Origin of the sequence: Nesterenkonia alkaliphila (genome assembly GCF_009758175.1) — a bacterium.
Lineage (GTDB): Bacteria > Actinomycetota > Actinomycetes > Actinomycetales > Micrococcaceae > Nesterenkonia > Nesterenkonia alkaliphila.
Genome location: NZ_WRPM01000007.1, coordinates 107,500 through 131,190, shown reverse-complemented (window position 1 = coordinate 131,190; position 23,691 = coordinate 107,500). Strand labels below are relative to the sequence as shown.

At 65.5% G+C, this 23,691-nt stretch carries 23 protein-coding genes; 8 read left to right on the top strand and 15 right to left on the bottom strand.

Annotation, left to right across the window (positions count from 1 at the left end; all coding sequences use genetic code 11):
- Positions 1 to 123 precede the first annotated feature (123 nt).
- From GNZ21_RS01360 to GNZ21_RS01340, 5 genes are read right to left on the bottom strand one after another with little or no spacing between them, the layout of a single operon-like run.
- Entirely contained in the window at positions 124 to 1,539 is a 1,416-nt protein-coding gene (locus GNZ21_RS01360; RefSeq protein WP_157320629.1) for a GntP family permease, read from the bottom strand.
- Positions 1,540 to 1,545: 6 nt separating this feature from the next.
- The gene (locus GNZ21_RS01355; RefSeq protein ID WP_157320627.1) at positions 1,546 to 2,514 is read right to left on the bottom strand and encodes a 3-hydroxyacyl-CoA dehydrogenase family protein; all 969 of its coding nucleotides are present in this window, start codon (positions 2,512 to 2,514) and stop codon (positions 1,546 to 1,548) included.
- 37 nt (positions 2,515 to 2,551) lie between these two features.
- Positions 2,552 to 3,490: a sugar phosphate isomerase/epimerase family protein gene (locus GNZ21_RS01350; protein WP_157320625.1), complete on the bottom strand. Its 939-nt coding sequence runs from the start codon at positions 3,488 to 3,490 to the stop codon at positions 2,552 to 2,554.
- A gap of 10 nt (positions 3,491 to 3,500) precedes the next feature.
- Positions 3,501 to 4,307 (bottom strand): triose-phosphate isomerase, encoded by an 807-nt coding sequence (locus GNZ21_RS01345; RefSeq protein ID WP_268234827.1) that lies wholly within the window; start codon positions 4,305 to 4,307, stop codon positions 3,501 to 3,503.
- Positions 4,304 to 6,037: a dihydroxyacetone kinase family protein gene (locus tag GNZ21_RS01340; protein WP_157320623.1), complete on the bottom strand. Its 1,734-nt coding sequence runs from the start codon at positions 6,035 to 6,037 to the stop codon at positions 4,304 to 4,306. Before GNZ21_RS01340 ends, GNZ21_RS01345 begins: the two co-directional genes overlap by 4 nt.
- A 213-nt stretch (positions 6,038 to 6,250) precedes the next feature.
- On the opposite strand from GNZ21_RS01340, the gene GNZ21_RS01335 reads away from it, so the two are divergent.
- On the top strand, positions 6,251 to 7,228 hold the full coding sequence (locus GNZ21_RS01335) for a sugar-binding transcriptional regulator (protein ID WP_229659472.1): 978 nt from the start codon (positions 6,251 to 6,253) through the stop codon (positions 7,226 to 7,228).
- Between the two features lie 21 nt (positions 7,229 to 7,249).
- Here the strand turns inward: GNZ21_RS01335 and GNZ21_RS01330 are convergent, their stop codons facing one another.
- The 3 genes from GNZ21_RS01330 to serS form a co-directional block, all read right to left on the bottom strand.
- Positions 7,250 to 7,723: a ribose-5-phosphate isomerase gene (locus GNZ21_RS01330; RefSeq protein ID WP_157320619.1), complete on the bottom strand. Its 474-nt coding sequence runs from the start codon at positions 7,721 to 7,723 to the stop codon at positions 7,250 to 7,252.
- A 150-nt stretch (positions 7,724 to 7,873) separates the two neighbouring features.
- A complete protein-coding gene (locus GNZ21_RS01325) occupies positions 7,874 to 8,368 on the bottom strand; it encodes a Dps family protein (protein WP_157320617.1) in 495 nt (164 codons plus the stop codon).
- A 166-nt stretch (positions 8,369 to 8,534) separates the two neighbouring features.
- Positions 8,535 to 9,830: a serine--tRNA ligase gene (serS, locus tag GNZ21_RS01320; RefSeq protein ID WP_188503602.1), complete on the bottom strand. Its 1,296-nt coding sequence runs from the start codon at positions 9,828 to 9,830 to the stop codon at positions 8,535 to 8,537.
- A 67-nt stretch (positions 9,831 to 9,897) separates the two neighbouring features.
- Between serS and GNZ21_RS01315 the strand changes: the two genes are divergently transcribed.
- Positions 9,898 to 11,010: a diacylglycerol/lipid kinase family protein gene (locus tag GNZ21_RS01315; RefSeq protein WP_157320615.1), complete on the top strand. Its 1,113-nt coding sequence runs from the start codon at positions 9,898 to 9,900 to the stop codon at positions 11,008 to 11,010.
- A 65-nt stretch (positions 11,011 to 11,075) separates the two neighbouring features.
- Here the strand turns inward: GNZ21_RS01315 and GNZ21_RS01310 are convergent, their stop codons facing one another.
- From GNZ21_RS01310 to GNZ21_RS01300, 3 genes are read right to left on the bottom strand one after another with little or no spacing between them, the layout of a single operon-like run.
- Entirely contained in the window at positions 11,076 to 11,981 is a 906-nt protein-coding gene (locus GNZ21_RS01310; protein ID WP_157320613.1) for a carbohydrate ABC transporter permease, read from the bottom strand.
- The gene (locus tag GNZ21_RS01305; RefSeq protein ID WP_157320611.1) at positions 11,978 to 12,940 is read right to left on the bottom strand and encodes a carbohydrate ABC transporter permease; all 963 of its coding nucleotides are present in this window, start codon (positions 12,938 to 12,940) and stop codon (positions 11,978 to 11,980) included. Before GNZ21_RS01305 ends, GNZ21_RS01310 begins: the two co-directional genes overlap by 4 nt.
- 23 nt (positions 12,941 to 12,963) lie before the next feature.
- Complete coding sequence (locus GNZ21_RS01300) at positions 12,964 to 14,340, bottom strand: ABC transporter substrate-binding protein (RefSeq protein WP_157320609.1); 1,377 nt, start codon at positions 14,338 to 14,340, stop codon at positions 12,964 to 12,966.
- 594 nt (positions 14,341 to 14,934) lie between these two features.
- On the opposite strand from GNZ21_RS01300, the gene GNZ21_RS01295 reads away from it, so the two are divergent.
- A complete protein-coding gene (locus GNZ21_RS01295) occupies positions 14,935 to 15,156 on the top strand; it encodes a hypothetical protein (protein WP_157320607.1) in 222 nt (73 codons plus the stop codon).
- A 93-nt stretch (positions 15,157 to 15,249) separates the two neighbouring features.
- Here the strand turns inward: GNZ21_RS01295 and pheA are convergent, their stop codons facing one another.
- The gene (pheA, locus tag GNZ21_RS01290) at positions 15,250 to 16,164 is read right to left on the bottom strand and encodes a prephenate dehydratase (protein WP_188503601.1); all 915 of its coding nucleotides are present in this window, start codon (positions 16,162 to 16,164) and stop codon (positions 15,250 to 15,252) included.
- A complete protein-coding gene (locus GNZ21_RS01285) occupies positions 16,161 to 16,487 on the bottom strand; it encodes a rhodanese-like domain-containing protein (protein ID WP_157320606.1) in 327 nt (108 codons plus the stop codon). The genes pheA and GNZ21_RS01285 overlap by 4 nt, the downstream gene beginning before the upstream one ends.
- Before the next feature lie 136 nt (positions 16,488 to 16,623).
- On the opposite strand from GNZ21_RS01285, the gene GNZ21_RS01280 reads away from it, so the two are divergent.
- Positions 16,624 to 18,099: an amidase gene (locus tag GNZ21_RS01280; RefSeq protein ID WP_229659471.1), complete on the top strand. Its 1,476-nt coding sequence runs from the start codon at positions 16,624 to 16,626 to the stop codon at positions 18,097 to 18,099.
- Between the two features lie 110 nt (positions 18,100 to 18,209).
- Here the strand turns inward: GNZ21_RS01280 and GNZ21_RS01275 are convergent, their stop codons facing one another.
- Positions 18,210 to 18,431, bottom strand: coding sequence for a CsbD family protein (locus GNZ21_RS01275; protein WP_157320605.1), 222 nt, complete (start codon positions 18,429 to 18,431; stop codon positions 18,210 to 18,212).
- A gap of 162 nt (positions 18,432 to 18,593) precedes the next feature.
- Between GNZ21_RS01275 and GNZ21_RS01270 the strand changes: the two genes are divergently transcribed.
- On the top strand, positions 18,594 to 19,733 hold the full coding sequence (locus GNZ21_RS01270) for an N-acetylglucosamine-6-phosphate deacetylase (RefSeq protein WP_157320603.1): 1,140 nt from the start codon (positions 18,594 to 18,596) through the stop codon (positions 19,731 to 19,733).
- Positions 19,734 to 19,745: 12 nt separating this feature from the next.
- On the opposite strand, the gene GNZ21_RS01265 is transcribed toward GNZ21_RS01270, so the two are convergent.
- On the bottom strand, positions 19,746 to 21,128 hold the full coding sequence (locus GNZ21_RS01265) for a uracil-xanthine permease family protein (RefSeq protein WP_157320602.1): 1,383 nt from the start codon (positions 21,126 to 21,128) through the stop codon (positions 19,746 to 19,748).
- Between the two features lie 139 nt (positions 21,129 to 21,267).
- Here GNZ21_RS01265 and ectA point away from each other — a divergent pair, with 139 nt between their 5' ends.
- From ectA to GNZ21_RS01250, 3 genes are all read left to right on the top strand, one after another.
- On the top strand, positions 21,268 to 21,777 hold the full coding sequence (gene ectA / locus GNZ21_RS01260; protein ID WP_157320601.1) for a diaminobutyrate acetyltransferase: 510 nt from the start codon (positions 21,268 to 21,270) through the stop codon (positions 21,775 to 21,777).
- 63 nt (positions 21,778 to 21,840) lie between these two features.
- On the top strand, positions 21,841 to 23,127 hold the full coding sequence (gene ectB, locus GNZ21_RS01255) for a diaminobutyrate--2-oxoglutarate transaminase (protein WP_157320600.1): 1,287 nt from the start codon (positions 21,841 to 21,843) through the stop codon (positions 23,125 to 23,127).
- A 126-nt stretch (positions 23,128 to 23,253) separates the two neighbouring features.
- Positions 23,254 to 23,652: an ectoine synthase gene (locus GNZ21_RS01250; protein WP_157320599.1), complete on the top strand. Its 399-nt coding sequence runs from the start codon at positions 23,254 to 23,256 to the stop codon at positions 23,650 to 23,652.
- The last annotated feature ends 39 nt before the right edge of the window (positions 23,653 to 23,691 follow it).

Genomic DNA, 23,691 nt, shown 5'->3' with positions numbered 1-23,691 from the left:
CCGCCGCCATCAACGCCATCCACTCAAACAGCAAACCTGACTAACGTGAGCCAACTCGGGTCATTGTGCGTCCTTTCGTCGGGGCCGGCGCCTCAGCCGGCCGATCATCGTGAGCCGGGCAGGTCATACCGTGAGTGCGTAGACACCGCAGGCCAGCAGGAAGGAGAGCACTCCGATCGCGGTGCCGATCACGGTCCAGGTCCTGAAGGTGGTCACAGTGTCGAAGCCGCAGAAGCGTCCCACCAGCCAGAATCCGGAGTCGTTGACGTGCGAGCAGGTGATCGATCCGGCCACAATCGCCACCACAATCGAAGCCAGCGCGAATCCTTCCAGTCCCAGGGCATCCACACTGGGAGCCATGATCCCGCCGGCGACCGTGGCAGCGACGGTCGCCGACCCCTGGGCGACACGGATGGCCACGGCGACCAGGAAGCCGGCCAGGATCACCGGCAGCCCCAAGGCGTCCAGGCCTTCGGCGATCTCACCGCCGATCCCAGTTTCGGTGAGCACATGCCCGAACGCTCCGCCGCCGCCGGTGATCAGGATGATGGAGCAGACCGGCGCCAATGCGGTGTCCACCAGGTCGGAGAGCGCATCACCGAGCCCACGGGTGCCGCGGCGCGGCCGCAGATAGAGCAGGTACATCGCCAGCAGGGCCGCCAGCAGCAGCGCAATAGGGGTGGGGCCGATCAGCTGAGCCAGCACGAAGCCGAGGTGGTCGCTTCCCAGAGCGCCGGTCTGCTCCATAGTGGTGAACAGCGTGTTGAAGAAGATCAGGCCCAGCGGGAAGAGCAGACAGATCAGCACGGTGGCCAGGCCCGGCCGCTCAGACTCCTGACGAATATCCGGCTCCCCCAGCAGGCTCGGCACCGGCATATTCGGATACTGGCGTGCCAGCACCAGTCCCAGCCGGTAGCCGCAGAGGTACCAGGTGGGGATGCCCACCAGCAGGGCCACCACCAGCACCAGGCCGATATCGGCTCCCATGACGGTGGCCGCTGCGGTGGGCCCCGGGTGCGGCGGGGTGAGGGCATGCATCATCAGGAACGCGCCGATGGCTGGCAGCACATAGATCATGAAGCCGCCGCTGAGCCGGCGGGCCACTGTGTAGATGATGGGCAGCATCACAATGAAACCGGCGTCCAGGAAGATGGGGAAGGCGTAGAACATGGAGGCCACGCCCAGTGCCAGTGGGGCGCGCTTCTCGCCGAATGCCTCCAGCATCTTCTCTGCCAGCACCTGGGCACCGCCGGAGACCTCCACCAGTCTGCCCAGCACTGCGCCGAAGCCCACCAGCAGCGCCACATTGCCCACAGTGTTGCCGAAGCCGGTGACCACCACCCCGACGACTTCTTCTGCGGCAATGCCGGCGGCCAGGGCGGTGGCGATGGAGACGATCACCAGTGCGAAGAACGCGTGGAGCTTCAGCTTGATGATCAGCACCAGCAGAATGACCACAGCTGCTGCAGCCACCGCCATCAGCGGGCCGGGGGACATATCGAAGCTGCGGCTGATCTCACCGCTGAGCACAGGGAGCATGGCCGGTCACTTCCTGCCGCGGGGAGCCGGACCCAGTTCGCGCAGCAGCTCACTCATGCGCGCATAGGCCCGGTTCCGGTAGGCGACCAGCTCCTGGGTGGTGCGCTCGTCGAAATCTCCGGTCCAGCCCTTGCCGTTCTTGACCCCGTGCCGGCCGGCGTCGACGTTGTCCTTCAGCAGCTGCGGCACGCTGAGCCGGTCCCCATAGGCCTCAGAAAGCGTGGCAAAGCCGCTGACGTAGACGTCGAGTCCCGCCTGGTCGGCAATGGCGAAGGGCCCGAAGAACCCAAGCCGGAACCCGAAGGTGGTGCGCACAATAGTGTCGACGTCCTCCTGGCTGGCCACCCCCTCCTCCACCACGGAGGCCGCCTCTTTCAGCAGGGCGTACTGCAGACGGTTGAGCACCATCCCGGGGGTATCGGCCACCTCCGCGCCCTCGCGTCCGCATCTGGCCAGCAGATCCTTGACCGCCTCCACCGTCTCCCGGGTGGTGGCCTCCCCGGAGACCAGCTCCACCCCGGGGATGAACGGCGCCGGATTGGAGAAGTGAACCGTGAGGAACCGTTCAGGATGGGCCACCACCGGCGCCAGTGTCTTCACCGGGATGGTGGAAGTGTTGGTGCCGATGATCGCGTCAGCCCGTGCGTGCTCGGAGATCTGCGCCAGCACCTCACGTTTGACCTGTGGGTCCTCGAAGACGGCCTCCTCGATGAAATCCACATCGGCCACCGCTTCCTTCAGCGTGCGTCCGGCCTGCAGGCGGGAGCGGATCTGCTCCGCCGCGCCTGCGGGATAGAGGCCCTGCTCCTCGAACTGCTGCGCTTCAGTCAGCAGCCGGTCGAGTCCGCGCAGAGAGGAGTCGACGTCGACGTCGACGATCTCCACGGTGAACCCGGCCAAGGCTAGGGTTTGGGCGATTCCTCCGCCCATGTATCCGGCTCCGACCACGGTGGCGGTGTTCAGGGTTCTGGTCATGGCGTCCTTCTTTCGGGTCAGGGGGCTGCGGAGGGCGTCAGTGGGTGGGCAGCGCGGAGCGGAGCACCTGGCGGATGTAGTCGCGGTTCTCTGCGCAGACGCCGATGGAGTCGCTGCCGTAGTGCTCGCAGCAGAAGGGGCCGGTGTAGCCCAGCTGCAGGGCGAGCCGGATGATGCGCCGGTAGTTGATGTAGCCGTACTTCAGCGGCACCGGGGCCGAGTGGATGCTGCCGGTGGCGGGGTCCTCGTCGCGGATGTAGTTCTTGATGTGCCAGAAGTTCGCGTGGGGCAGGACCTTCTCGTACATCTGGTCCGGAGTTCCGCCGAGCTCCTCCAGCGGCTGGTGCAGCCGGACCAGGTTGCCCAGGTCCGGGTTGAGCCCCACGGCGGGATGGTCGACGTCGGCCAGGAAGCTCACGGCTGCCTCCGGGGTCCCGAGGAAAGTGTCCTCATACATCTCCAGGCTGAGCTGAATACCGTTGGCCTGAGCGTGGTCTCCCAGTTCGCGGATGCGCTCGACTGCCAGCGGCCGCAGCGTGGGGTCGTCCTGGTGTCCCGGGGCGAGCCAGAACCACAGGGCGTTCTGCTGGTCGGTGGTCAGCGCCTGCATGAATCCGGTGTTGACGATGCTGGCGCCGAATTCGGGGGCAAGGTCGATCAGCCGGTGGGCGTCGGCCAGGTTCTGCTCCCCCTGGTCCGCGTCGATCACCGAGCTGCGGGTCATGGAGATGGATGAGATGCCCAGTCCGGTGTCGTCGAGCACCTGACGGAATTCGGCGAGCTGCTGGTCGGCCAGTCGGTGCAGCGGCAGCCAGGCGTCGGTGGGATCGATGTGGTCGAAGCCGAGCTCACGCATCTGCTGCAGGCATTCGGCCCAGTAGGTGGCCGGTGCTTGCCAGGTGGGCGTTCCGTCGGGCGCGGCAGGCCCGAAGGCCAGCATATTGCCGGCGATCGGCCAGGAGTCTGCGGTGTGCATGGAAGTCCTCTCAGGGATGTGTGAGGTGTGGGGTCTCTGCGGCCAGCTCCAGCAGCTGTATGAAATCGTGCGGCTGCCAGGCGGCCCGGCCGATGAACAGCCCGCCGACGTGCGGCACTGTCAGCAGAGCGGCGACATTGCTGTGGGTGACCGATCCTCCGTAGAGCAGGGCTTTGACAGTGTGTCCGTAGTGCTGGTGGAGCGCGGCGAATGCTCCGGTCAGCTCATCGGGTGCGGCGGGCCGTCCCTCAGGGCCGATGGCCCATACCGGTTCGTAGGCGATGAGCACTCGGCTGAGCTGGTGCTGGCTCAGCCCGCCCAGCGCCGCATCGGCCTGCTCCAGCAGGTACTCGGTGGTGCGATCCGCATCTCGGATCTGCTCCGGCTCGCCGATGCACAGCAGGGCCACGGCATCGTGGCGCAGCGCCGCACGGACCTTCAGTCCGGTGATCTCAGCGGTCTCTCCGAAGTGCTGGCGGCGCTCAGAGTGGCCAATCTCAATGATCTCTGCGCCGGCGTCGAGAGCTTGCGGCACGGAGATCTCCCCCGTCCAGGAGCCGGCGTCCTCCCAGTGGGCATTCTGGATGCCCAGCGGGATCTCTGCTCCGGGGCCCCCTGCGTCGTCGAGCTGCTGGCGGACTGCCGCCAGGGCGGTGGCCGGCGGAATCAGGAACGGCTTCAGCCGGCTGGTCAGATGGGGCCGGTCCTGCAGGGCTGCGGCGAGGACCTGGGCGTAGTCCCTGGCCTCGGCCAGGGTCTTGTTCATCTTCCAGCTGGTGCCGATCCAGCGCGGGGCCGGGGTGGACTCCGGAGTCACCGGCGGGCCCCCAGATGGTCTCCCAGAGCTTCCATGAGCAGTGCGAAGGAGACCGCTCCTGGGTCCGGGGTGCCCAGCGACTTCTCCCCGAGCACCCGTGCGCGGCCGAGCCGGGCACTCATCTCTGCGGTCTGCTCGGCTGCGGCCTTCGCGCGGACCGCGGCGGCCGAGACTGAGGCGAACAGCTCCTGGCAGCGCTGGTACTCCTGCTCCAGGGTCTGGGCGAAGGGTACGGCGGCGTCCATCATGGTCTTGTCCCCCTCGGAGGCCCCACCGAGCCGGCCCAATGCGTCCACAGCGGCGACCAGTGCTTGCACTGCTTGGGCATCATCTGTGCCCTGCTCATCGGAGAGGGCAGCTGCGGCGGCTGTCAGCGCAGCACCCCACAGGGCCCCGGAGGTTCCTCCCGCGGATTCGGACCACGCGGTGCCGGCGTGGACCAGCAGGGTGCGTGCTCCGGCGCCACGCTGCAGGGCTCGGCGCCCGGCCTCGGCGGCTCCGCTGGAGCCGAGGACCATGCCCTGCCCGTGGTCGCCATCTCCGGCGACGGCGTCGATCTGGCCCAGGTGGTCTTCATGCCGGCGGCAGACAGTCTCGAAGAGCTCCAGAATCTGCTGGATGTCGGCGGCAGAGCGGCGTGAGTCTTCGGCGGCTGCCGGCACCGGCTCCTCGCCCGGGCTGTAGAACTCTGTGCGGGCCGGCTGCTGCGCCGAGGCGCTGAGTCCCTGCAGCTCTCCGCGCCGGTAGGCGGGGGTGTCCACCGGGGCCGTCCAGTAGGTCTCCAGCTCGTCGTCGAGGTACACCAGCGTCAGGGACAGTCCGGCCATATCCAGGCTGGTGACGAACTCCCCCACCTCCGGCAGCACGGGGGTGAGTCCTGTCTGCTGCAGCCGCTCGGCCACGCGCCGGTAGACCACAAAGAGATCCTCGTACTTCACGGTGCCCAGTCCGTTGAGCAGGACCGCCACCCTGCCGCCTTGCCGGTGGCTGTCCGGAATCTCCTCGGCGATTCCATCGAAGAGCAGATCGGCCACAGCTTCCGCTGTGGCCATGGGCAGGTCCTTGACCCCGGGTTCGCCGTGGATGCCGAGCCCCACGGCCATCATGCCCTCCTCAACCCGGAAAAGGGGTTGCTCCGCTCCAGGCAGGGTGCAGCCTGCGAAAGCCACGCCGTAGGACCGGGTGGCATCATTGGCCTTCCAGGCGATGCGTTCGGCCTGATCAAGATCTGCCCCTGCCTGGATGGCGGCACCGGTGATCTTGAAGACGGTGAAGTCTCCGGCGATGCCACGGCGGCTGCGGTGGTTCTCGGGCCGCTCGGACGCGATGTCGTCGGTGACGGTCACAATCCGCACATCCACCCCCTCGGCGCGCAGCTTCTCAGCGGCGGCACCGAAGTGCAGTACATCGCCTGCGTACTTCCCGAACCCCATGAGGACTCCACCGCCATTCTCCGCATTACGGGCCACGGAATAGACCTGTGAGGCCGAGGGCGAGGAGAAGATATTGCCGCAGGGCGCACCGTGGCCCAAGCCGGGCCCCACCCATCCGGCAAAGGCGGGGTAGTGCCCGGAGCCGCCACCGATCACCAGAGCGGGCTGCCCCTGAGGGGTCTCAGCAGAACGCACCACACCGCCGTGAACCGCCGTCACGTACTGGGGGTAGGCGGCGGCGAAACCCTTCAGTGCTTGCTCCGGGAACCGTGGGGCGGAGTTCACCAGAAATGTCATGGAGGTGCTCCTCTACTGATACGTGCCTGCGGCCCAGCCCACCGAACCACCGGGCACATATGTTCATGGACTAATGTTCTGCGCTCACCTTAGCGCAGGTTCTGTGACCTTCGCCACCGGTGGAATAATGTGCTGCGCATTCATCCTCTCCTGATGAGGCAGAATTCCTAGTAGCACGCCCACAATGACCCTGTGCCGATGGAGGCCCCTTCTGTGACCGAACGAGCCAGCGAGCCCCGCGCCGCCGAGCGGCACGGAGCACAGGCACGAGACGTGGAGCTTGAACGGCTCTACCAAGCGGCGCAGCTTTACTACGAGCAGGGAGCCACCCAGGCTGAGGTCGCCGAACAGCTCAAGGTTTCGCGACCCTCGGTCAGCCGGATGCTCTCAGATGCCAGAGCACAGGGCATCGTGGAGATCAGGGTCCACCGCCCTGCCCCTTCGGACCTCGAGGGACTGCAGCAGCAGTTGGAGGAGAAGCTGGGGCTGCAGGCTGTGCACCTGGCCCCCGGCAGCCAGTCGCGGCGCGTGGGCCCTGGGCTGGCTTCACCCACCCGACGAGCCTTAGAAGACCTGGCACTGCGCGCCGGGGACGTCATGCTCATCGCTTCAGGCGAAACTACCTATCCCCTGGCGCAACAGCGGCTGGGAGACTTTTCCGGGGTGGTGATTGCTCCTACTGTGGGCGGCCAGGCCGAGCCTGACCCCTGGCATCAGACCAATGAGGTGGTCCGCGCCTTCACGGCGACCAACGGCGGCTATCCGCATTACCTCTTTGCGCCCTCGATGCCTTCGGATGCCCTACTGGCCGCCCTCCAGGATGATCCTGGCTATCGGAAGATCATGGAGGACTGGAACACCGCCAAGGTGGCACTGATCGGCGTGGGTGCCCCACCCAGCGCGCGGAACTCAATCGCGCAGTCCGTCCCACGCAGCCACCCCAATGTAGCCAAGGCGGTAGGCGATGTATGCCTGGCATTCTTCGACAGCGAGGGTCAGGAGGTGGCCTTCCCGGGCAATGAACGTATGGTGCGCATCCCGAGCTCCGCACTGCGGGCAGTACCCACTCGGATCGCGGCGGCCGCCGGCACGCATAAGACCACCAGCATCCTCACCGCGGCCCGAGCCGGATGGTTCAACGTGCTGGTCACTGATGAGGAGACAGCCCAGGCCATCCTCCGCCAATGCTGAGATGGTCCCGCCGGTGGTGCACTAGCAGGCGCCAGTTGCCTCATAGTGACTGATCGCCTGGACCTTCGCCGCGGAGGAGCTCTGCGGATCGAACTGATGACTGAGCCACTCATCTACCAGTTTGCGCGCCAAGGCCCGGCCGATGACCCGCTGTCCCAGGCAGAGCACCTGGGCATTATTGGACAGCACTGCGCGCTCCACGGAGTAGGAGTCATGTGCGGTCACCGCACGGATGCCCGGAACCTTGTTCGCGGAGATCGCAACCCCCAGTCCGGTGCCGCAGATGAGCAGCGCCCGATCGGCTTGGCCTGAGGCAACCAGTTCAGCAGCCGCAACCGCCACATTGGGATAGGCCGTGGACTCCCCCTGGCGAACCCCCACATCTTGAACTGAGGCGATCCGTGAGTCGGCCTGCAGATCAGCCCTCAGCATCTCCTTATAGTCATATCCCGCATCATCTGACCCGATGATGAGGCGCAGCTGCTGGGTAGCCATGAGTTCCTCTCCTCCAGACAAAGCATGTGCTCCATCCCATGGTACCCACAACAGAACATATGTGCAGAACACATGTTCACCGATACCTTATAAAGATGCCCGGGCCAGTGGGCGAACCCACTTGACCCGGGCGTCGTCGTACTCAGGTGATTAGGCGGAGGCGCGCTCCAGGTGGCTGCGGATGAACCACTGGAAGAGCTCGAGGTCCTTGACCTGACCGATGAGGATGTCCTCGGTGATCGGGTCGATATTGCCCACCTTGCTGAGCACCTGGCGGTGATCCTCCAGCAGACCGGTGTAGACCTTGTCCAGCTCAGCCAGGTGGTCCTCCACAGAGGCCTTGCGCAGCGGGTAGTCCTGCCAGCTGCGCTCGGAAACCAACTCGCCGGAGAGCCCCGAGGGCGCAGTGCCCAGGGTGGCGATGCGCTCGGCGATCTCATCGGCGAACTCGCGGACCTGTGTGGTCTGCGGATCAAGCATCTCGTGCACGGCGATAAAGTTGGGGCCCACCACGTTCCAGTGCACATGCTTAAGCACCAGATGCAGGTCATTGAGGGCGTGCAGGCGGTCCTGCAGCAGGCCGGCAATCTCCTCGCCGGAGTCCTTGCCAAGGCCGGGAACGGTGTAGTCGGCGGTCTTGCTCATCATCCACACTCCTTTGGAGTCAATGTTGCGCCGGCGCTCTGTCGGCGTCACAGCCAAATCTTAGTTACTCAGAACAACTCCCACCAGCAAGCTGTGGCTACCCTTACCGGCATACGTTCAGAGTTCCTACACTCTTGACTATCGAGCCAAGGTGAGCAGTACCTGATTACTTGCTGGACACCGGTTCAATAACTTCAAGGCCGCCCAGGTAGGGGCGCAGCGCCTGAGGCACTCGCACCGAGCCGTCAGCCTGCTGATGGTTCTCCAGAATGGCCACGATCCACCGGGTAGTAGCCAAGGTGCCATTGAGTGTGGCCAAAGGACGGGTGGGACCCTTGGAGCCGTCTTCCTTGACCGTACGCTCCCGGATGTTCAGCCGCCTGGCCTGGAAGGTGGTGGTGTCCGAGGTAGAGGTCAGCTCCCGGTAAGTGCCCTGGGTGGGGACCCAGGCCTCGCAGTCGAACTTGCGGGCTGCCGAGAGCCCCAGATCACCGGCAGCAGTGTCGATGACCCGGTAGGGCAGCTCCATCTTGGCCAGCATCTGCTCCTCCCAGGCCAGCAGCCGCTCATGCTCGGCCACTGAGTCCTCCGCGGAGCAGTAGACAAACATCTCCAGTTTGTTGAACTGGTGGACCCGGATGATCCCTTTAGTGTCTTTGCCGTGCGAGCCCGCCTCGCGCCGGTAACAAGTGGACCAGCCGGCGTAGCGCTGGGGGCCGGCGCTCAGGTCGAGGATCTCCTCGGCGTGATAGCCGGCCAGGGCCACCTCGGAGGTGCCCACCAGGTAGAGGTCGTCACGCTCCAGACGGTAGATCTCGTCGTCGTGCTCCACATCGAAACCAGTGCCGTTCATGGTCTCCGGGCGCACCAGGGTGGGGGTGATCATCGGGGTGAAGCCTGCCTCGAGCGCCTGGTCCATGCCCAGCTGCATCATGGCCAGCTCCAGCCGGGCACCGATGCCCTTGAGGAAGTAGAACCGGGCCCCGGAGACCTTGGCGCCGCGCTCCATGTCCACGGCACCAAGCGCCTCGGCCAGCTCCAGGTGATCCTTGGGCTCGAAGCCCTCAGCGGTGAAGTCCCGGGGTTGACCCTCGTGCCGCAGGGTGACGAAATCATCCTCGCCACCAGCCGGCACCCCCTGGTGGATGAGGTTTGGAAAGGACCTGGTGAGGGTGTCCAACTGGCCCTGGGCGGCGTCGGCCTCTGTCTCTGCGGCCTTGACGTCAGCGGCCAGCTGCTTGACCTCCGCCAGCAGGGCCTGCTTCTGCTCGCCCTGAGCCTGAGCGACCTTCTTGCCGAAGGCCTTCTGCTCCGCCCGGAGGGTCTCGAACCGGGTGATCGCCGCAGCCCGCGACTCGGATGCGGCAATCACCGCATCCACCGCAGACTCATCAGCGCCGCGGGCGCGCTGGCTGGCTCGGTACTTCTCGGGTTCGGCGATGAGGTCCTTGATGTCAATCACAGGCACAACACTAGTACGAGGACGATATGCGCGCTGCTACGGGGCCGGCACAGATAGGCTCATAGGTATGACTGTTGAGGACTACAGCTTGCTGTTCGCCGCCGCAGTGCTGGTGATTGCTGTGCTGGTGGTCGTCATGGCCCGGATGGGCGGCCGCATCAGGAGCCTGCGCGAGCAGGTGGCTGACTTGGAGCAGCGGGCCGAGGTGACGGCACTGGTGGCCGCACATCCGAAATCCCCGGAGGAGCGGCTGGTGGGGGTGGTGGTCAACGTGACCAAGGAGGACGCCGATCAGGTGGTCAGCCTGGTGCATGAGGCCTGCGCCGCCGCCGGGATGCCGGATCCGCTGATCATGGCCTCCAGCCCGGAGGACCCCGGGCATGTGATGACCCGGCGGGCGGTGGAGGCCGGTTGTGACCTGGTGATCGCCGCCGGCGGGGACGGGACCGTGCGGGCTGTGGCCGCCGAGTTGGTGAACTCTCAGGTGGCGCTGGGCGTGGCGCCGTTGGGCACCGGGAACCTCTTCGCCCGGAACATCGGACTGCCGTATCACGACCTGCAGGCCTGTGTGGCCGAGGCGATCCACGGCACCCCGCACCGGGTGGACACGCTGGAGCTGAAACTGCAGCGGCCCGGCGGGCGCACGGATCAGGAGATTAGTCTGGTAATCGCCGGCGGCGGGTTGGACGCCGAGGTCATGGATGACACCCGCGATGTGCTCAAGACCCATGCCGGATGGCTTGCCTACGGGGAGGCCGGGCTGCGTCACGTGCTGGGCCCGCGCAAGACAGTGGGGGTCAAGCTCGATGACGCAGAACCGCAGACCTACCGGGTGCGATCGGTGCTGCTGGCCAACTGCGGCTCTCTGCAGGCGGGCATCAAGCTGATTCCCGAGGCCAAGTTCGACGACGGACATATGGACGTCGCCCTGTTCACGCCCCGGCACGCCCTGGACTGGGCACGGGTGGTGGCCAAGACGGCACTGCGCTCCTCCACTGACATACCGGTGATGAAAGTAAGGCAGGCCCGCACCGGCCGGCTGACCATGGCCGAGCCGATGCTGTTCCAGATTGACGGCGATGCGGTGGGTGAGGTGATCAGCGTCTCCGCCAGCGTCTCCCACGAATCGCTGGTGGTCAACGGCGTGCGGCCCGAACTCCTCGAGTCCCCGGCGGACTGAGCTGCAAGCCAAGCGGGCAGCGGCCTCAGGAGCGGCAGATGTGTGCGCCGCTGGGACCAGCGCGGCTACCCCTTGACCGCGCCGGTCAGTCCAGAGACGATTCGCCGCTGGGCCAGGGTGAAGAACAGGATGGCCGGCAGCATCGCCACAGAGGTGAAGGCCAGCACCCCGGCGGTGTCCTGGGAGTAGGCCGTGGAGTAATACTGCACACCCACCGGCAGTGTGGCGGTAGCCGGATCGCCCAGCAGCAGCAGCGGCAGCAGATAGGCGTTCCAACTGCCCACGAAGGCGATCACCCCGACGGTGACCAGTCCCGGTCCGGACAGCGGCAGGATCACCCGCAGGAAGAAACCGATGCGGCTGGCCCCATCCAGAGTCGCCGCCTCCTCCAGCTCAGCGGGGATCGCGCGGATGAACGGCACCAGGATGATGATGGTCATCGGCAGCTGGAACGCCACCTGCGGGATGATCACCGCCAGCAGGTTCCCGTAGAGACCCATCTCCCTGATCATGGTGAACAGCGGAAGGATCGCTACTGTGGCCGGGAAGAGCATGCCGGCCACGAAGAAGCTGAAGAGCACACTGCGGCCGCGGAAGTCGTAGCGGGCGATCACGAAGGCGGCCATCACACCCATCAGCACAACCCCTGCTGTGGTGGCCAGAGCGACCATCGTGGAGTTGCCGAACTGGACCCAGAACATCGGCGAGGTGAAGACCCCGGTGTAGTGGGAGAAAACCCAGGGATCGGGCAGACCTGCAGGATCCGCGTTGAGCTGGGCAGTGGTGCGGAAGCCGTTGAGCACCACGTAGAGCACCGGGGCGATGGTAACGGCCACCACAACCAGCGCCACCAGGTAGACGAAGGGTTGGGCGAGGTCGAACTTCTTGCCGCTCACCGGTTTCGGTGGCGGGGTATTCCCGGTCTTGATCGGGGTACTGTCAGTAGCTGCCGGAATGGCGGGGGCGCTCATCTTCCTCCCCTAGTGGTGACGGCTCCGGCCATATCGCGGCGCAGCACGAAGCGTTGGTAGATCAGCACGATAACCAGGGAGACCATAAATAGGACCACGGCAACTGCTGAGCCGTAGCCGACCTGGCTTCGGCTGTTGCCGTATTCGACCATGTAGGTGGCCATAGTGTGGGTGGAGCCCAGTGGGCCGCCACCAGTGAGAATCCAGACCATGTCGAAGAGCTGCAGTGAGCCGATGATGGACAGCAGCGCCCAGATCCGGATGGTCGGGCCCAGCAGCGGGATGGTGATTCGCCATTGGGTCTGCCACCAGCTGGCCCCGTCCAGGGCAGCGGCCTCGTAGAGCTCATCGGGGATGCCCTGCAGCCCGGCAAGCATCAAGATGATGGCCAAACCCAGATACTTCCAGGTCAGCACGGCGAACACAGTCCAGAAGGCCATATCAGGGTCAGCCAGCCAGAGCGGCTTCTGGCCCACCCAGCCGAAGGCGGTCAGCACCCCGTTGAAGGGGCCGTCCGGAGGAAGCAGCAGGCGGAAGGCCAGCCCGGCCACCACCTCGGAGAGCACATAGGGCACAAAGATCAGCGCGCGGATAAGGGTGCGGCCGCGCAGCTTCCGGTTCAGCAGCAGGGCGATCCCGATGGCCAGCGGTCCCTGGATTGCCAGGGAGAGCCCCACGATCATCAGGTTGTTCTGCAGGGCACCTAAGAAGACCGGGTCGTCGAGCAACCGGGAGTAGTTCTCCAATCCCACGAACCGGTCCAAGGGTCCCAGCCCGTTCCAGTTGTAGAAGCTGAAGACCGCGGCCAGACCCACTGGGACGATCACGAAGCCGATGTAGACCAGCAACGCGGGAGCCGCGAAACCCCAGATCATCAGGGCCTCACGCAGTCCGCGGCGCCGGGAGGGGCGGGCCGGACGCGTCTGGATGACGCGCCCGGCCGTGGCGATAGTACTCATAGGTTGAGGCAGTGGGGCCGGGGCTACTGCTGCTCGGCAGCCGTGTTCATCGCATCAGGGATGGACTCCGGGTCACCCTGCCCGCCGAAGAGGTTGACGATAGCCTCGTTCATGGCTCCGCCGACGTTATTGCCGTAGGCAGTGTCCAGCCAGAGCTGGATGTAGGTGGCGTTGGAGAGCGCGTCGAAGACGGCCAACAGGTTCTCATCCTCGATACCGGCCTCTGCCCCCGGGGTGACCGGGATGCCGGCGCCGGTCTCAGCAAACCGGATCTGGACGTCCTCACTGACGATATAGGCCAGGAAGTCCGCACATTCCGGCGGCGCCCACGCGGTGCAGGAGAAGCCGTCACCACCGCCCAGGCCTGCGGTGGGATCGCCCGCGCTGCCTTCAATGGCCGGGAAGTTGAACCAGTCCAGGAACTCCGGCGGAGTGGCCTCCTCATCTCCGGTCTCCTCCTGCAGGATTCCGCCCATGACCCCGGGGTTCCAATGGCCCATCAGCTCCATGGCGGCGTTTCCGGTGGCGACCATACCTGCCGAGGAGCCTGCACCCTGCTGGGCGCTGGTGGCCAGGTAGCCGTCCTGGAAGGGCTCGGTGTCGATGAACTCCTGAAGCAGTTCGCCTGCTTCGACGAAGCAGCCGTCACTGAAGTCCAGGTTCAGCTGAGCGTCCTGCAGCACATCCGGATCGCAGGATTTCAGGGCGAACTGATACCAGTAATGGGCGGCTGGCCAGCCGTCACCTGCACCGACGGCGATTGGGGTGATGTCTGCGGCCTTGAGTGCCTCGATGGCGTCGTAGAGCTCAGAGAGGGTCTCCGGCGGGGCATCGATCCCTGCCTCCTCGAACAGTTCGGTGTTGTACCAGAAGCCGGACAGGCCGAAGCTGTAGGGCAGACCGTAGACTGCACCTTCAACCTCCCAGGGGGCCACAGTTCCGCCGATGGCCTCTGCAGCATCTGCAACAGCGTCCGAGACGTCCATCACATAGCCTGCCGCTACCTGGTCGGCCAGCTCCCCGGCACCCCAGGACTGGTACAGGTCCAGGCCGTCGCCGGCGCGCAGTTGGTTGGGGATCAGAGTGCCCTGCAGTTCCTCGTTCTGGTAGGCGGTGACCTCAATGGTCACATGCGTGTTCTCATCCATGAACTCCTGGGCCACGTCCTCCCAGAACTGGTTGAGCGGATCACCGGTGGCGTTGTGCCACCAGGTGATGGTGACATCCTCGCCGGAGGCTGAGCCGCCGTTGTCGGAGCCATTTTCCGATCCGTTGTCCGAGTCCTCGGCCCCACCGTTGTCATCGTCAGCGTCGGCGCCCCCACCGCAGCCGGCGAGGAGCCCCAAGGCAAGAACTGAGAGTGCAGCGGCGCCGCGACGGCGCCAAGTATGCGTAGTCATGCGAGTCCTCCAGGTGTGATTCAGCTCACGTTGATGCAAGCTGAGCCCGAGCGTAACTCCAGCCGAATACGAGGTCAATGGCTTTTGTTTCATGGAAGGTCACAATTTGGTCTCGACGGACTGCCGCGTCACCAGAAGCGCTCCCAGGCACTGCAACACTCTCAGTCACACACATCCGATCCCGAGAAAAATCGGGGATCAAGAAATTATGGCGTGCATGCCTGGAATTCTTGTGGTAACTTATTTTCTGACAATGCACAGACCGAGCCTTTGAAAGGAGGGGCACCATGAAAATCTCAGAGATGATGAACCCGGCCTATGCGCTGCGGCTCTCTGATGGCACCGCGCCAGCGGATCTGCAGCCCCTCGGCTTCGGTTCTGCGCTGAGCGCCTGCTGAGACTCAGCCGCTCTTCCGGGATACTCCCGCTCATCCTCTTCGCACCGCGCGCCCCAATCAGCCCAGATATCCATCTGCCCTGGTTGATCTAAGCCACCACTGAATCCGATCATTTCTCTGCGCGGGGCTATTAATGCTCACCTTCGGCATATTTGACCTTAGTTAACTATGCCCATTTTTACCACGAGGAATTGTCATGTCTACTGCCGTACCCACCCGCAGACACACTCTGCTGCAACGTGCAGCACTGGTAGTCTCCGCGGCCTTGGCCACCTGGGCCGAAACCTCAGCAGAGCGGGATCATCCGGCTCTGGAAGGCTCCCGGTCCGCTGCCGCCCTCCAGCAGCAGCGCCAGGAAGCTGAACGCAGGCGCGAAGCCGCCATCACCCAGCGGCTGCTGCTGCCCCGCCAGTTCTGAGTTGGTTCTCTCCCCACTGCCTCCGCAGACTGGGGAGAGAACCGCTTGACCCTGACTCAACCACGCGAGAAAACGCAGACAGCTCAATCCGGCTCAGCCGCGCAGCGACTCTATCCAGGCCGCCGCGGCGGCGAAGGCCTCCTCGGAGACCTCCGGGCCCTTCTGCTGCGGCTTGCCATCAGCCCGGGGATACGACCCCAGGAACCGCACCTTCGGCGAGATCCGGTGGATCCCGGCCAGCGCATCAGCGATCCGCGCCTCAGCGATATGCCCCTCCAGATCGATGGAGAAATAGTAGTCCCCCATCCCAAAGCCCGTGGGCCGGGACTCGATCCGGCTCATATTCACCCCATTGGTGGCGAAGTGCTCCAGTATCTCCATCAGCCCACCCGGATGGTCCTCCGGCAGCGGAATCATCACCGTGGTCTTATCCGCCCCGGTCGGCTCAGGCACTGGACCGGGCTTGGCTGCCAGCACGAACCGGGTGACCGCCCCGGGCACATCCTCAATCTGGCGGTCAACCACATGCAGGCCAAGCTGCTCAGCCACCAGAGGCGCGCAGATCGCGGCATCAGCCACCGGCGGATCATTGCGCAGTCCGTGTGCACCGGCCGCCGTGGAGGAGGCCGGCCGGTACTCCGCATACGGAACTGTGGTCTGCGCCCATTTCCGCACCTGCGCCCAGGCATGCGAGTGGGTGGTTACCGAACGGATCTCGGCGAGCTCCATGGGTTCGGCCGAAGCCAGCACAAACGTGATCGGCACCAGGGCCTCGGCGGTGATATGCAGATGATGCGCCACCGAAACGGCATCCAAAGTGGCGGTGACCCCACCTTCTACGGAGTTCTCGATGGGCACCACGGCGGCGTGGGCGTCGTCGTTCTCCACCATGGCCAGGGCAGAGAGCACACTGGCAGCAGGCAGCCGCTCAGCGGAGGCACCACCGGGCATTTTCAGCAGAGCCGCCTCGGTGAAGGTCCCGGCCGGGCCCAGATAGGCGTACTTCACAGGATCCGGGGCTCCTCACCGGTGATCGACACCAGGGGCTTGCCCGCAGTGATCCAAGCGTCATAGCCGCCGCTCACAAAAAGCGCGGAGTAACCCTGGGCGGTGAGCCATCCAGCTATCTGCACACTGCGCCCGCCGGTACGGCAGATCACGTGGTAGTCCTCATCCGGGTCCAGCTCCTCGAACCGGGAAGGGATATCGTCCACCGGAATATGCACTGCACCGGGAGCATGGCCCACCTCAAACTCATAGGCCTCGCGCACATCCAGCACGGCTGCACCCTCAGGCACCTGGGCTGCAGGGACTGCCTCGAAATCCGCCATCATTCGCTCCCTTCCCATCTCATCACATGGTACTTAGCCGGGCCCCGGGCATGGCCCAGGCCTGCTCTCCTGCCACATTATCGCCCGTTGGCGGCCACGGTCTGCGAGCGCCGGGAATATTCCATAGAGTGACCTTATGGATCAGGTCTCTCCGGCACCGGAGCCCAAGCCCGAACACACCACTGACCTGACCATGGCTGACTTCCGAGCAGCCACCGCCACCCAGTGGCGAGACTCGGTGCTCCGCGGGGAGGTCTCCTGCGTGGAGCTGACCACCACTGCGCTGACCGCCGCGGTCACCATGCCCGGACTCGGCGCCTTCTTGAACCTGGACCCCGAGTTTGCGCTGGCGCGGGCCGAACAGCAGGACGCCACACTGAAGGTCTTGGCGAAGACAGCCACCCCTCAGCAGCTGACAGCTGCCGCACCCCTGCTCGGTCTGCCCACCGCCTTCAAGGACCTGGTGCCGGTGGCCGGGCTCCCGCTGACCTTCGGCACTCGCTCCGCCCCGGCCGTGTTGCCGGCCAAGGATGCCCCGCTGGCCCGCAGAGTGCACCGGTCCGGGGCGATCAGCGTGGGCAAGACCCAGGTCCCGGAGTTCGGCCTGCCCTGTTATTCGGAGAATCAGCTGGGCGAACCGGCTCGCAATCCCCTGGATCTCAGCCGGACCTCAGGCGGCTCCACCGGGGGCAGTGCCACTGCCGTGGCCGCGGGGATCTTGCCCTTCGCCCCGGGCAATGACGGCGGAGGTTCGGTGCGGATCCCTGCTGCGGCCTGCGGACTGGTAGGCCTGAAACCCGGGCGGGGACGGATCCCGGACGACGACGCCGCCCCCTCAGTACGCAATCTGCTCACCTCCGGCCCCATCGCCAGTACCGCCGAGGATGCCGCCCTGCTCTTTGACGTAATGGCTGGTCAGCGGGGCGAGCGCAGTGGCAGCGCCCAGCAGACGGTGCATCGGGCCCTGGCTTCAAGCACCGAGCCGCTGAGTGTGGGGGTGACCACGGAGTCGCCCTTCTCCCCTGATCTGGACATTGTGCTGGCCGAGGACGCGCTGCTGGCCGTGGAGAAGGGGATCTCCGCTCTGGCGAGGGCAGGCCACCATATCCAGGGCTCGGTGGACTGCACCGGTCCGGAACGGTTCTGGGTGCAGAACTACCACCAGGATTTCCAGGCACTCTGGACTGCGCGGCTGGGTGAGCTGGAGTTCGCCGAGCATCAGCTCGAGCAGATGGAGCCACTGACCCAGTACTTTGTGGAGCTGGCCCGCTCCCGGCCGCCGGAGCAGACTGCGGGAGCGATCGCCTCGCTTCAGGACTTCTCAGACCATGCGCTGGCGATCTTTGGCCCTTGGGATATGCTGCTGACTCCTATGCTGGCCACTGCGCCGCCGGAGATCGGTTGGTTCGCCGGCTTGGATCCGGAACAGAACTACATCGAACAGTGCCGCTTCACCCCGTACAGCTCAGTGGTCAATGTGCTTGGCCTGCCGGCGCTCAATGTGCCGGTTCACACCTCGCAGGACGGGTTGAGCTGGTCGGTGCAGCTGATCGGCAAGCCTGGCACCGAGGAGCAGCTGCTGGCCTTGGCCGCCACTATGCTGCGCGGCTGATTCGGGCTGGCGCGGGGCAGCCGGCACCGGTTTTGTTCCCCCGATTAACGCACTGATGCCGGGTGCACCCAATAGCGGAATGCACCCGGCATCAGTACGTGAGGCAGCTGCTACCGCCCGTCGTCCTTATTTCCGGTGAAGCCCTTGATTTGGTCCTTGGCGTCGGAGGCCGCGTCCTTGACAGACTCCTTAGCGTCTTTGAACTTGCCCTGGGTCTTATCGGCCTTGCCCTCGCCCTCCAGCTGAGAATCGCCGGTGGCCTTGCCTGCGGTCTCCTTGGTTGAACCGCTGACCTTGTCCTTGGCAGCGTCAAACTTTTCTCCGAGTCCCATGGGGAACTCCTTTCTGGTTGGGAAACCTTCCGTATCTGACACTACCGAGGACAGGACCCCATGTCACCAGGCTTCCGGGGAACTCCCAGGGATTCGTTACGGGGCACTCAGGCCCGGTAGCCCTGCGCTGAGAACTGCCCGAGCCTCGGTAAGCTCAGAAACATGCTGATCGCTGCGCAACGGGCACTGAGACCCGACGGGAGCATCGGACCGTACTGGCTGCGGACTGCGGGTGAGCTGATCACCCAGTCCGGTGCAGGCCCAGCCCCGCAGGTTCCGGACCTGCAGCTGGCTGATGACCAGCTGCTGAGCCCCGGGTTCATTGATGTGCACTGCCACGGAGGCGGTGGGGCCAACTTCTCGGCGGGCCCTGAGGCGGCGCGCACCGCTATCGCCACGCATCGGGCACATGGAACGACGACGCTGCTGGCTTCCCTGGTCACCGATACCGTGGCTGCCCTTGGCGCCCAGATTGAGCAGCTGCGCCCGCTGACGGATTCCGGGGAGCTGGCCGGCATCCACCTGGAGGGCCCCTGGCTGAGCCGGGAGTATCACGGGGCCCATGATCCACAGCTGCTGCAGAGCCCGAAGACCGAGGACCTGGCCTTCCTTCTGCAGACCGGAACCCTCAGGATGGTCACCTTGGCCCCGGAGCTGCCGGGTGGGATCGAGGCCGTAGGCAAACTCCGGGCCGCCGGGGCGGTGGCTGCCCTGGGCCACACCGCCGCCAGTTATGAGCAGACTCGGCAGGCTCTGCAGGCCGGAGCAGCTGCGGCGACCCATCTGTTCAACGCGATGCGCCGCTTCGATCACCGGGCGCCCGGTCCGGTTCCTGCACTTCTTGAGCACCCAGAAGCGTTCCTCGAGCTGATAGCAGATGGGGTGCACCTGCACCCGGCGGTGCTGCGCAGCACCTTCACCCAGGCTCCGGGGCGGGCGCTCTTAGTCTCTGATGCGATGGCGGCCGCTGGCGCCGGGGACGGACACTACCGGTTGGGCCAGCTGGAGGTGCAGGTCAGCGGCGGAACCGCCCGGATCCTTGAAGAGGATGGCACCCTGGGCCCGGTGGCCGGCTCCACGCTGACCCTCCAGCATGCCGTGCAGCACGCCGTGCAGCAGGCCGGGGTCCCCCTGGAGCAGGCGCTGGCGGCAGTCACGCTGAACCCGGCCCGAATGCTGGGTGAGCCCAGCATTGGCCACCTGGGGGCAGGGGCGCGGGCAGACGTCGTCGTACTCTCCGCGGGTTTGGAAGTCACCGCGGTGCTGCACGGCGGCTCGCCGGTGGCACACGCCGGGCACTGACCCGCTGCGGGACTATCTGCCGGAGAGGTCGTCGTCGAGGCTGCCGCCTGATTCCAGGTGGTCGATATCCCGGCGGTTGATCGGGGTGGCGATGGACTCGGGGTCAGTGTCCGCATAGCCGGCGTCGGTACCGCGCCAGCGGGCGATCGCGCTCATCCCATGGTGGATGGCCAGTGCGGCGAAGCTGCCGATGGCGATACCGGTGAAGATGATCTGGCCGAAAACCATGGTGTAGTCCGCGATCGCGATGATCAGCGGCACCCCGGCCACTGCGAGGTTGACCGGGTTGGAGAAGTCCACCGAGTTCTGCACCCAGATACGCACCCCGAGGATGCCGATCATCCCGTAGAGCACGGTGCCGGCCCCGCCCAGCACGCCTTCGGGGACGGTGTTGACCAGGGCGCCGAACTTCGGCAGCAGTGCCAGCAGGATCGCGAAGAGCCCGGCCACCCAGTAGGCGGCGGTGGAATAGACCTTCGAGGAGGCCATCACCCCGATGTTCTCCGCGTAGGTGGTGGTGCCGGAGCCTCCGCCGGCCCCGGCGAGCATAGTGGCTGCCCCATCAGCGATCAGGGCCCGCCCGGTCACCGGGTCCAGGTCCCGCTTGGTCATCAGGGCCACCGATTTCACATGCCCGACGTTCTCGGCCACCAGCACCAGCACCACCGGAATGAACAGCGCGACCACCCCAAGGTGGAAGCTCGGGGCCGTGAACTCGGGCAGACCCACCCAACCGGCCTCGCCGATTTCGGAGTACTCCACCTCACCGCGGACTGCCGCGAAGGCATAGCCGATCACCACACCGACCAGGATCGAGAGCCGGCCGAGCATGCCGCGGAAGAGCACCCCGGCCACCAGCATCGCCACAATGGTCACCGTGGCAGTCGCTGGGGCGGCGTTGACGTTGTTCCAGGCCGCCGGGGCCAGGTTCAGCCCGATCAGCGCGACGATGGAGCCGGTCACCACCGGGGGCATCAGCCGCTGGATCCAGCGCGCTCCGGCGAAGTGTACGACGACGCCGAGGATGGTCAGGGCCAGCCCGGCCAGGAAGATCCCGCCCAGCGCCCCGGACATCCCATATTGTGCGGTGGCCGCGCCCACCGGGGCGAGGAAGGCGAAGGATGAGCCCAGGTAGCTGGGTACCCGCCCGGCGGTGATGATCAGGAACAGCAGGGTGCCGATCCCGGAGAACAGCAGGGTGGTCGAGGGCGGGAAACCGGTAATCACCGGCACTAGGAAGGTCGCCCCGAACATGGCCACCACATGCTGCATGCCCACCCCGGTGGTCTGGAACCAGCTCAGTCGCTCATCGGGGGCGACCACAGCGCCGGGTCGGATGGTCTTGCCGTCTCCGTGCAGGCGCCAGCCGAAGCCGGGCAGGATGCGTGATGTCATGGACAAGTACCTTATCGGCATCCGGGCCCGATTCCGGCAACCCGGACCCGGTGCCCCCTATACCTGGCCGGTCCGCCTCAGGCAAGCTTAAGGCAACCCCCGGGGTGCCGGGAGCTTGAGCTTGCTAGTGTGGAGAGAGATGACTGAGGAACTGATCATTCTGCGTGCGCCCACAGTGGCCGACGGTGCTGACCTCTGGCGGATCGCCAAGGGGACCGGGGTGCTGGACACCAACACCCCCTATGCGTATCTGCTCTGGGCGCGGGACTTCGCCGCCACCAGTGTGATCGCCGAGGTGGAGGCTGAGCCGGCCGGGTTCATCTCCGGCTACCTCAAACCAAGCGATCCGGAAACGCTCTTCATCTGGCAGGTGGCGGTGGATGCGAACTTCCGCGGCCGCGGGCTGGCCAAGAAGATGCTCTTCGAGCTGGTGGAGCGCGCCGGCGCCGCCCGCCTGGAGACCACCATCACTGAGGATAACGCCGCCTCGATCGCACTGTTCACAGCCCTGGCGCGGAAGCACGGCACCGAGATCGCGCGCCGGCCGCTCTTCAGTGCAGACCTGTTCCCCTCCGCTGAAGAGTCCGGCGAGGCCCACGCGGCCGAGGACCTCTACGTGGTGGAGCCGCTGGCCCGTCAGAGCGCCTGATCCCCCAGCCCTGTCCCATACCCAACTGTTCACCCCAAGCAATCGCAAGGATAAGAAACCCCCATGGCTACTGACATTTTTGAGACCCGCGAGTCCCAGGTACGCAGCTACTGCATGAACTGGCCGGCAGTATTCGAGCGCGCCGAAGGCCCTTACCAGTACACCGAGGACGGCTCCCGGTACCTGGACTTCTTCTCCGGAGCAGGTGCGCTGAATTACGGGCACAACCATCCCGAACTGCGTGACCTGGTGGTCGAGTACGTGGCCAACTCCGGCGTGACCCACTCCATGGATATGAAGACCCCGGCCAAGCGGCGGTTCCTGGAGACTTTCGAGCGGATCATCCTGGAGCCGCGCAACCTGGACTACAAGGTGATGTTCCCCGGCCCCACCGGCACCAACACTGTGGAGGCCGCACTGAAGCTGGCCCGCAAAGTCACCGGCCGCCAGCACATCCTGTCCTTCACCAACGCCTTCCACGGCATGACCCTGGGTGCACTCTCGGTCACCGGCAACTCGATGAAGCGCAAGGGTGCGGGCATCCCGCTGACCAACTCCTCCAAGATCCCCTACGACGACTACTTCGACGGTGATCTGCCCGACTTCATCTGGTTGGAGAAGGTCCTGGAGGACTCCGGCTCCGGTGTGGACAAGCCCGCCGCCGTGATCGTGGAGACCGTACAGGGAGAGGGCGGGCTCAACGCCGCCCGCATGGAGTGGCTCAAGGAGCTGCACAACCTGCTGCGCCGGCACAAGATCCTGCTGATCGTCGACGACGTCCAGGCAGGCTGCGGCCGCACCGGCACCTTCTTCAGCTTCGAGCCGGCCGGGATCACCCCAGACATCGTCTGCGTCTCCAAGTCCATCTCCGGCTACGGTCTGGCCATGGCGCTGACCCTGTTCAAGCCCGAGCTGGACGTCTGGGAGCCCGGGGAGCACAACGGCACCTTCCGCGGCAACAACCTCGGCTTTGTCACCGCCGCCCGGGCCCTGGAGCTGTTCTGGTCCGATGACAGCTTCCAGAAGGAGCTGGCAGGCAAGATCGAGGCCCTGCATTCCGGTATGGAGAAGGTCACCGAGCATGTGAAGGGCTCCTATGTGAAGGGGCGCGGGTTCCTCTCCGGAATCGCCTTCCCCGAGCCGGACACTGCGGGCAAGGTCGCCGCTGAGGCCTATAAGCGCAACCTACTGGTGGAGACCTCCGGCCCGCAGGACGAGGTGGTCAAGCTCATGCCGCCGCTGAACATCCCGGATCAGGACCTGCTGAAGGGCCTGGGCATCTTGGAGGAAGCGGTACTGGCAGCCACCGGGCAGCTCGGTGAGCCCAGCCGCCTGCGCCCACCTCACTGACAGTGCTGATCCCGGCGGCGGGCAGAGCCCGCCCGCCTCTCGGAACCCCTCACGAGGGCGTAGGATTGTCAACAATGCGGACTGTGGTCGCGCATACTCTGACTGAACTCAGGAAAGCGAGCTTCTATGTACACCCTGCACATCGATGACCTCAACGGTACCGACCGCGACGTCAAGGACGGCCACTGGCGCTCACGCCGGATGATCCTGGCCAAGGAGAAGGTTGGCTTCTCCCTGCACGAGACCACCCTCTACGCCGGGCAGACCTCCGAGTTCTGGTACGCCAACCATGTGGAGGCCGTGTACTGCGTAGGCGGCAAAGGCACCCTGACCAACCTGGAGACCGGTGAGAAGCACCAGATCACTGACGGGTTCCTCTACCTGCTGGACGGTCACGAGAAGCATCGCCTGGAGATCGAGGAGGAGTGCCGGATGATCTGCGTGTTCAACCCCCCGGTCACCGGCCGCGAGGTCCACGACGAGAACGGGGTCTACCCCGTCATCATCGAGGATGATGACGCCTAAGCAAGCGTGCGGGGGCGGGTTCCCTGTGCAGTGGGACAG

Coding starts and splice junctions, on each gene's coding strand:
- GNZ21_RS01360 (WP_157320629.1), bottom strand. CDS start 1,539: ATGCTCCCTGTGCTCAGCGGTGAGATCAGCCGCAGCTTCGATATGTCC.
- GNZ21_RS01355 (WP_157320627.1), bottom strand. CDS start 2,514: ATGACCAGAACCCTGAACACCGCCACCGTGGTCGGAGCCGGATACATG.
- GNZ21_RS01350 (WP_157320625.1), bottom strand. CDS start 3,490: ATGCACACCGCAGACTCCTGGCCGATCGCCGGCAATATGCTGGCCTTC.
- GNZ21_RS01340 (WP_157320623.1), bottom strand. CDS start 6,037: ATGACATTTCTGGTGAACTCCGCCCCACGGTTCCCGGAGCAAGCACTG.
- GNZ21_RS01330 (WP_157320619.1), bottom strand. CDS start 7,723: ATGGCTACCCAGCAGCTGCGCCTCATCATCGGGTCAGATGATGCGGGA.
- GNZ21_RS01325 (WP_157320617.1), bottom strand. CDS start 8,368: ATGAGCAAGACCGCCGACTACACCGTTCCCGGCCTTGGCAAGGACTCC.
- GNZ21_RS01315 (WP_157320615.1), top strand. CDS start 9,898: ATGACTGTTGAGGACTACAGCTTGCTGTTCGCCGCCGCAGTGCTGGTG.
- GNZ21_RS01310 (WP_157320613.1), bottom strand. CDS start 11,981: ATGAGCGCCCCCGCCATTCCGGCAGCTACTGACAGTACCCCGATCAAG.
- GNZ21_RS01305 (WP_157320611.1), bottom strand. CDS start 12,940: ATGAGTACTATCGCCACGGCCGGGCGCGTCATCCAGACGCGTCCGGCC.
- GNZ21_RS01300 (WP_157320609.1), bottom strand. CDS start 14,340: ATGACTACGCATACTTGGCGCCGTCGCGGCGCCGCTGCACTCTCAGTT.
- GNZ21_RS01295 (WP_157320607.1), top strand. CDS start 14,935: ATGTCTACTGCCGTACCCACCCGCAGACACACTCTGCTGCAACGTGCA.
- GNZ21_RS01285 (WP_157320606.1), bottom strand. CDS start 16,487: ATGGCGGATTTCGAGGCAGTCCCTGCAGCCCAGGTGCCTGAGGGTGCA.
- GNZ21_RS01280 (WP_229659471.1), top strand. CDS start 16,624: ATGGATCAGGTCTCTCCGGCACCGGAGCCCAAGCCCGAACACACCACT.
- GNZ21_RS01275 (WP_157320605.1), bottom strand. CDS start 18,431: ATGGGACTCGGAGAAAAGTTTGACGCTGCCAAGGACAAGGTCAGCGGT.
- GNZ21_RS01270 (WP_157320603.1), top strand. CDS start 18,594: ATGCTGATCGCTGCGCAACGGGCACTGAGACCCGACGGGAGCATCGGA.
- GNZ21_RS01265 (WP_157320602.1), bottom strand. CDS start 21,128: ATGACATCACGCATCCTGCCCGGCTTCGGCTGGCGCCTGCACGGAGAC.
- ectA (WP_157320601.1), top strand. CDS start 21,268: ATGACTGAGGAACTGATCATTCTGCGTGCGCCCACAGTGGCCGACGGT.
- ectB (WP_157320600.1), top strand. CDS start 21,841: ATGGCTACTGACATTTTTGAGACCCGCGAGTCCCAGGTACGCAGCTAC.
- GNZ21_RS01250 (WP_157320599.1), top strand. CDS start 23,254: ATGTACACCCTGCACATCGATGACCTCAACGGTACCGACCGCGACGTC.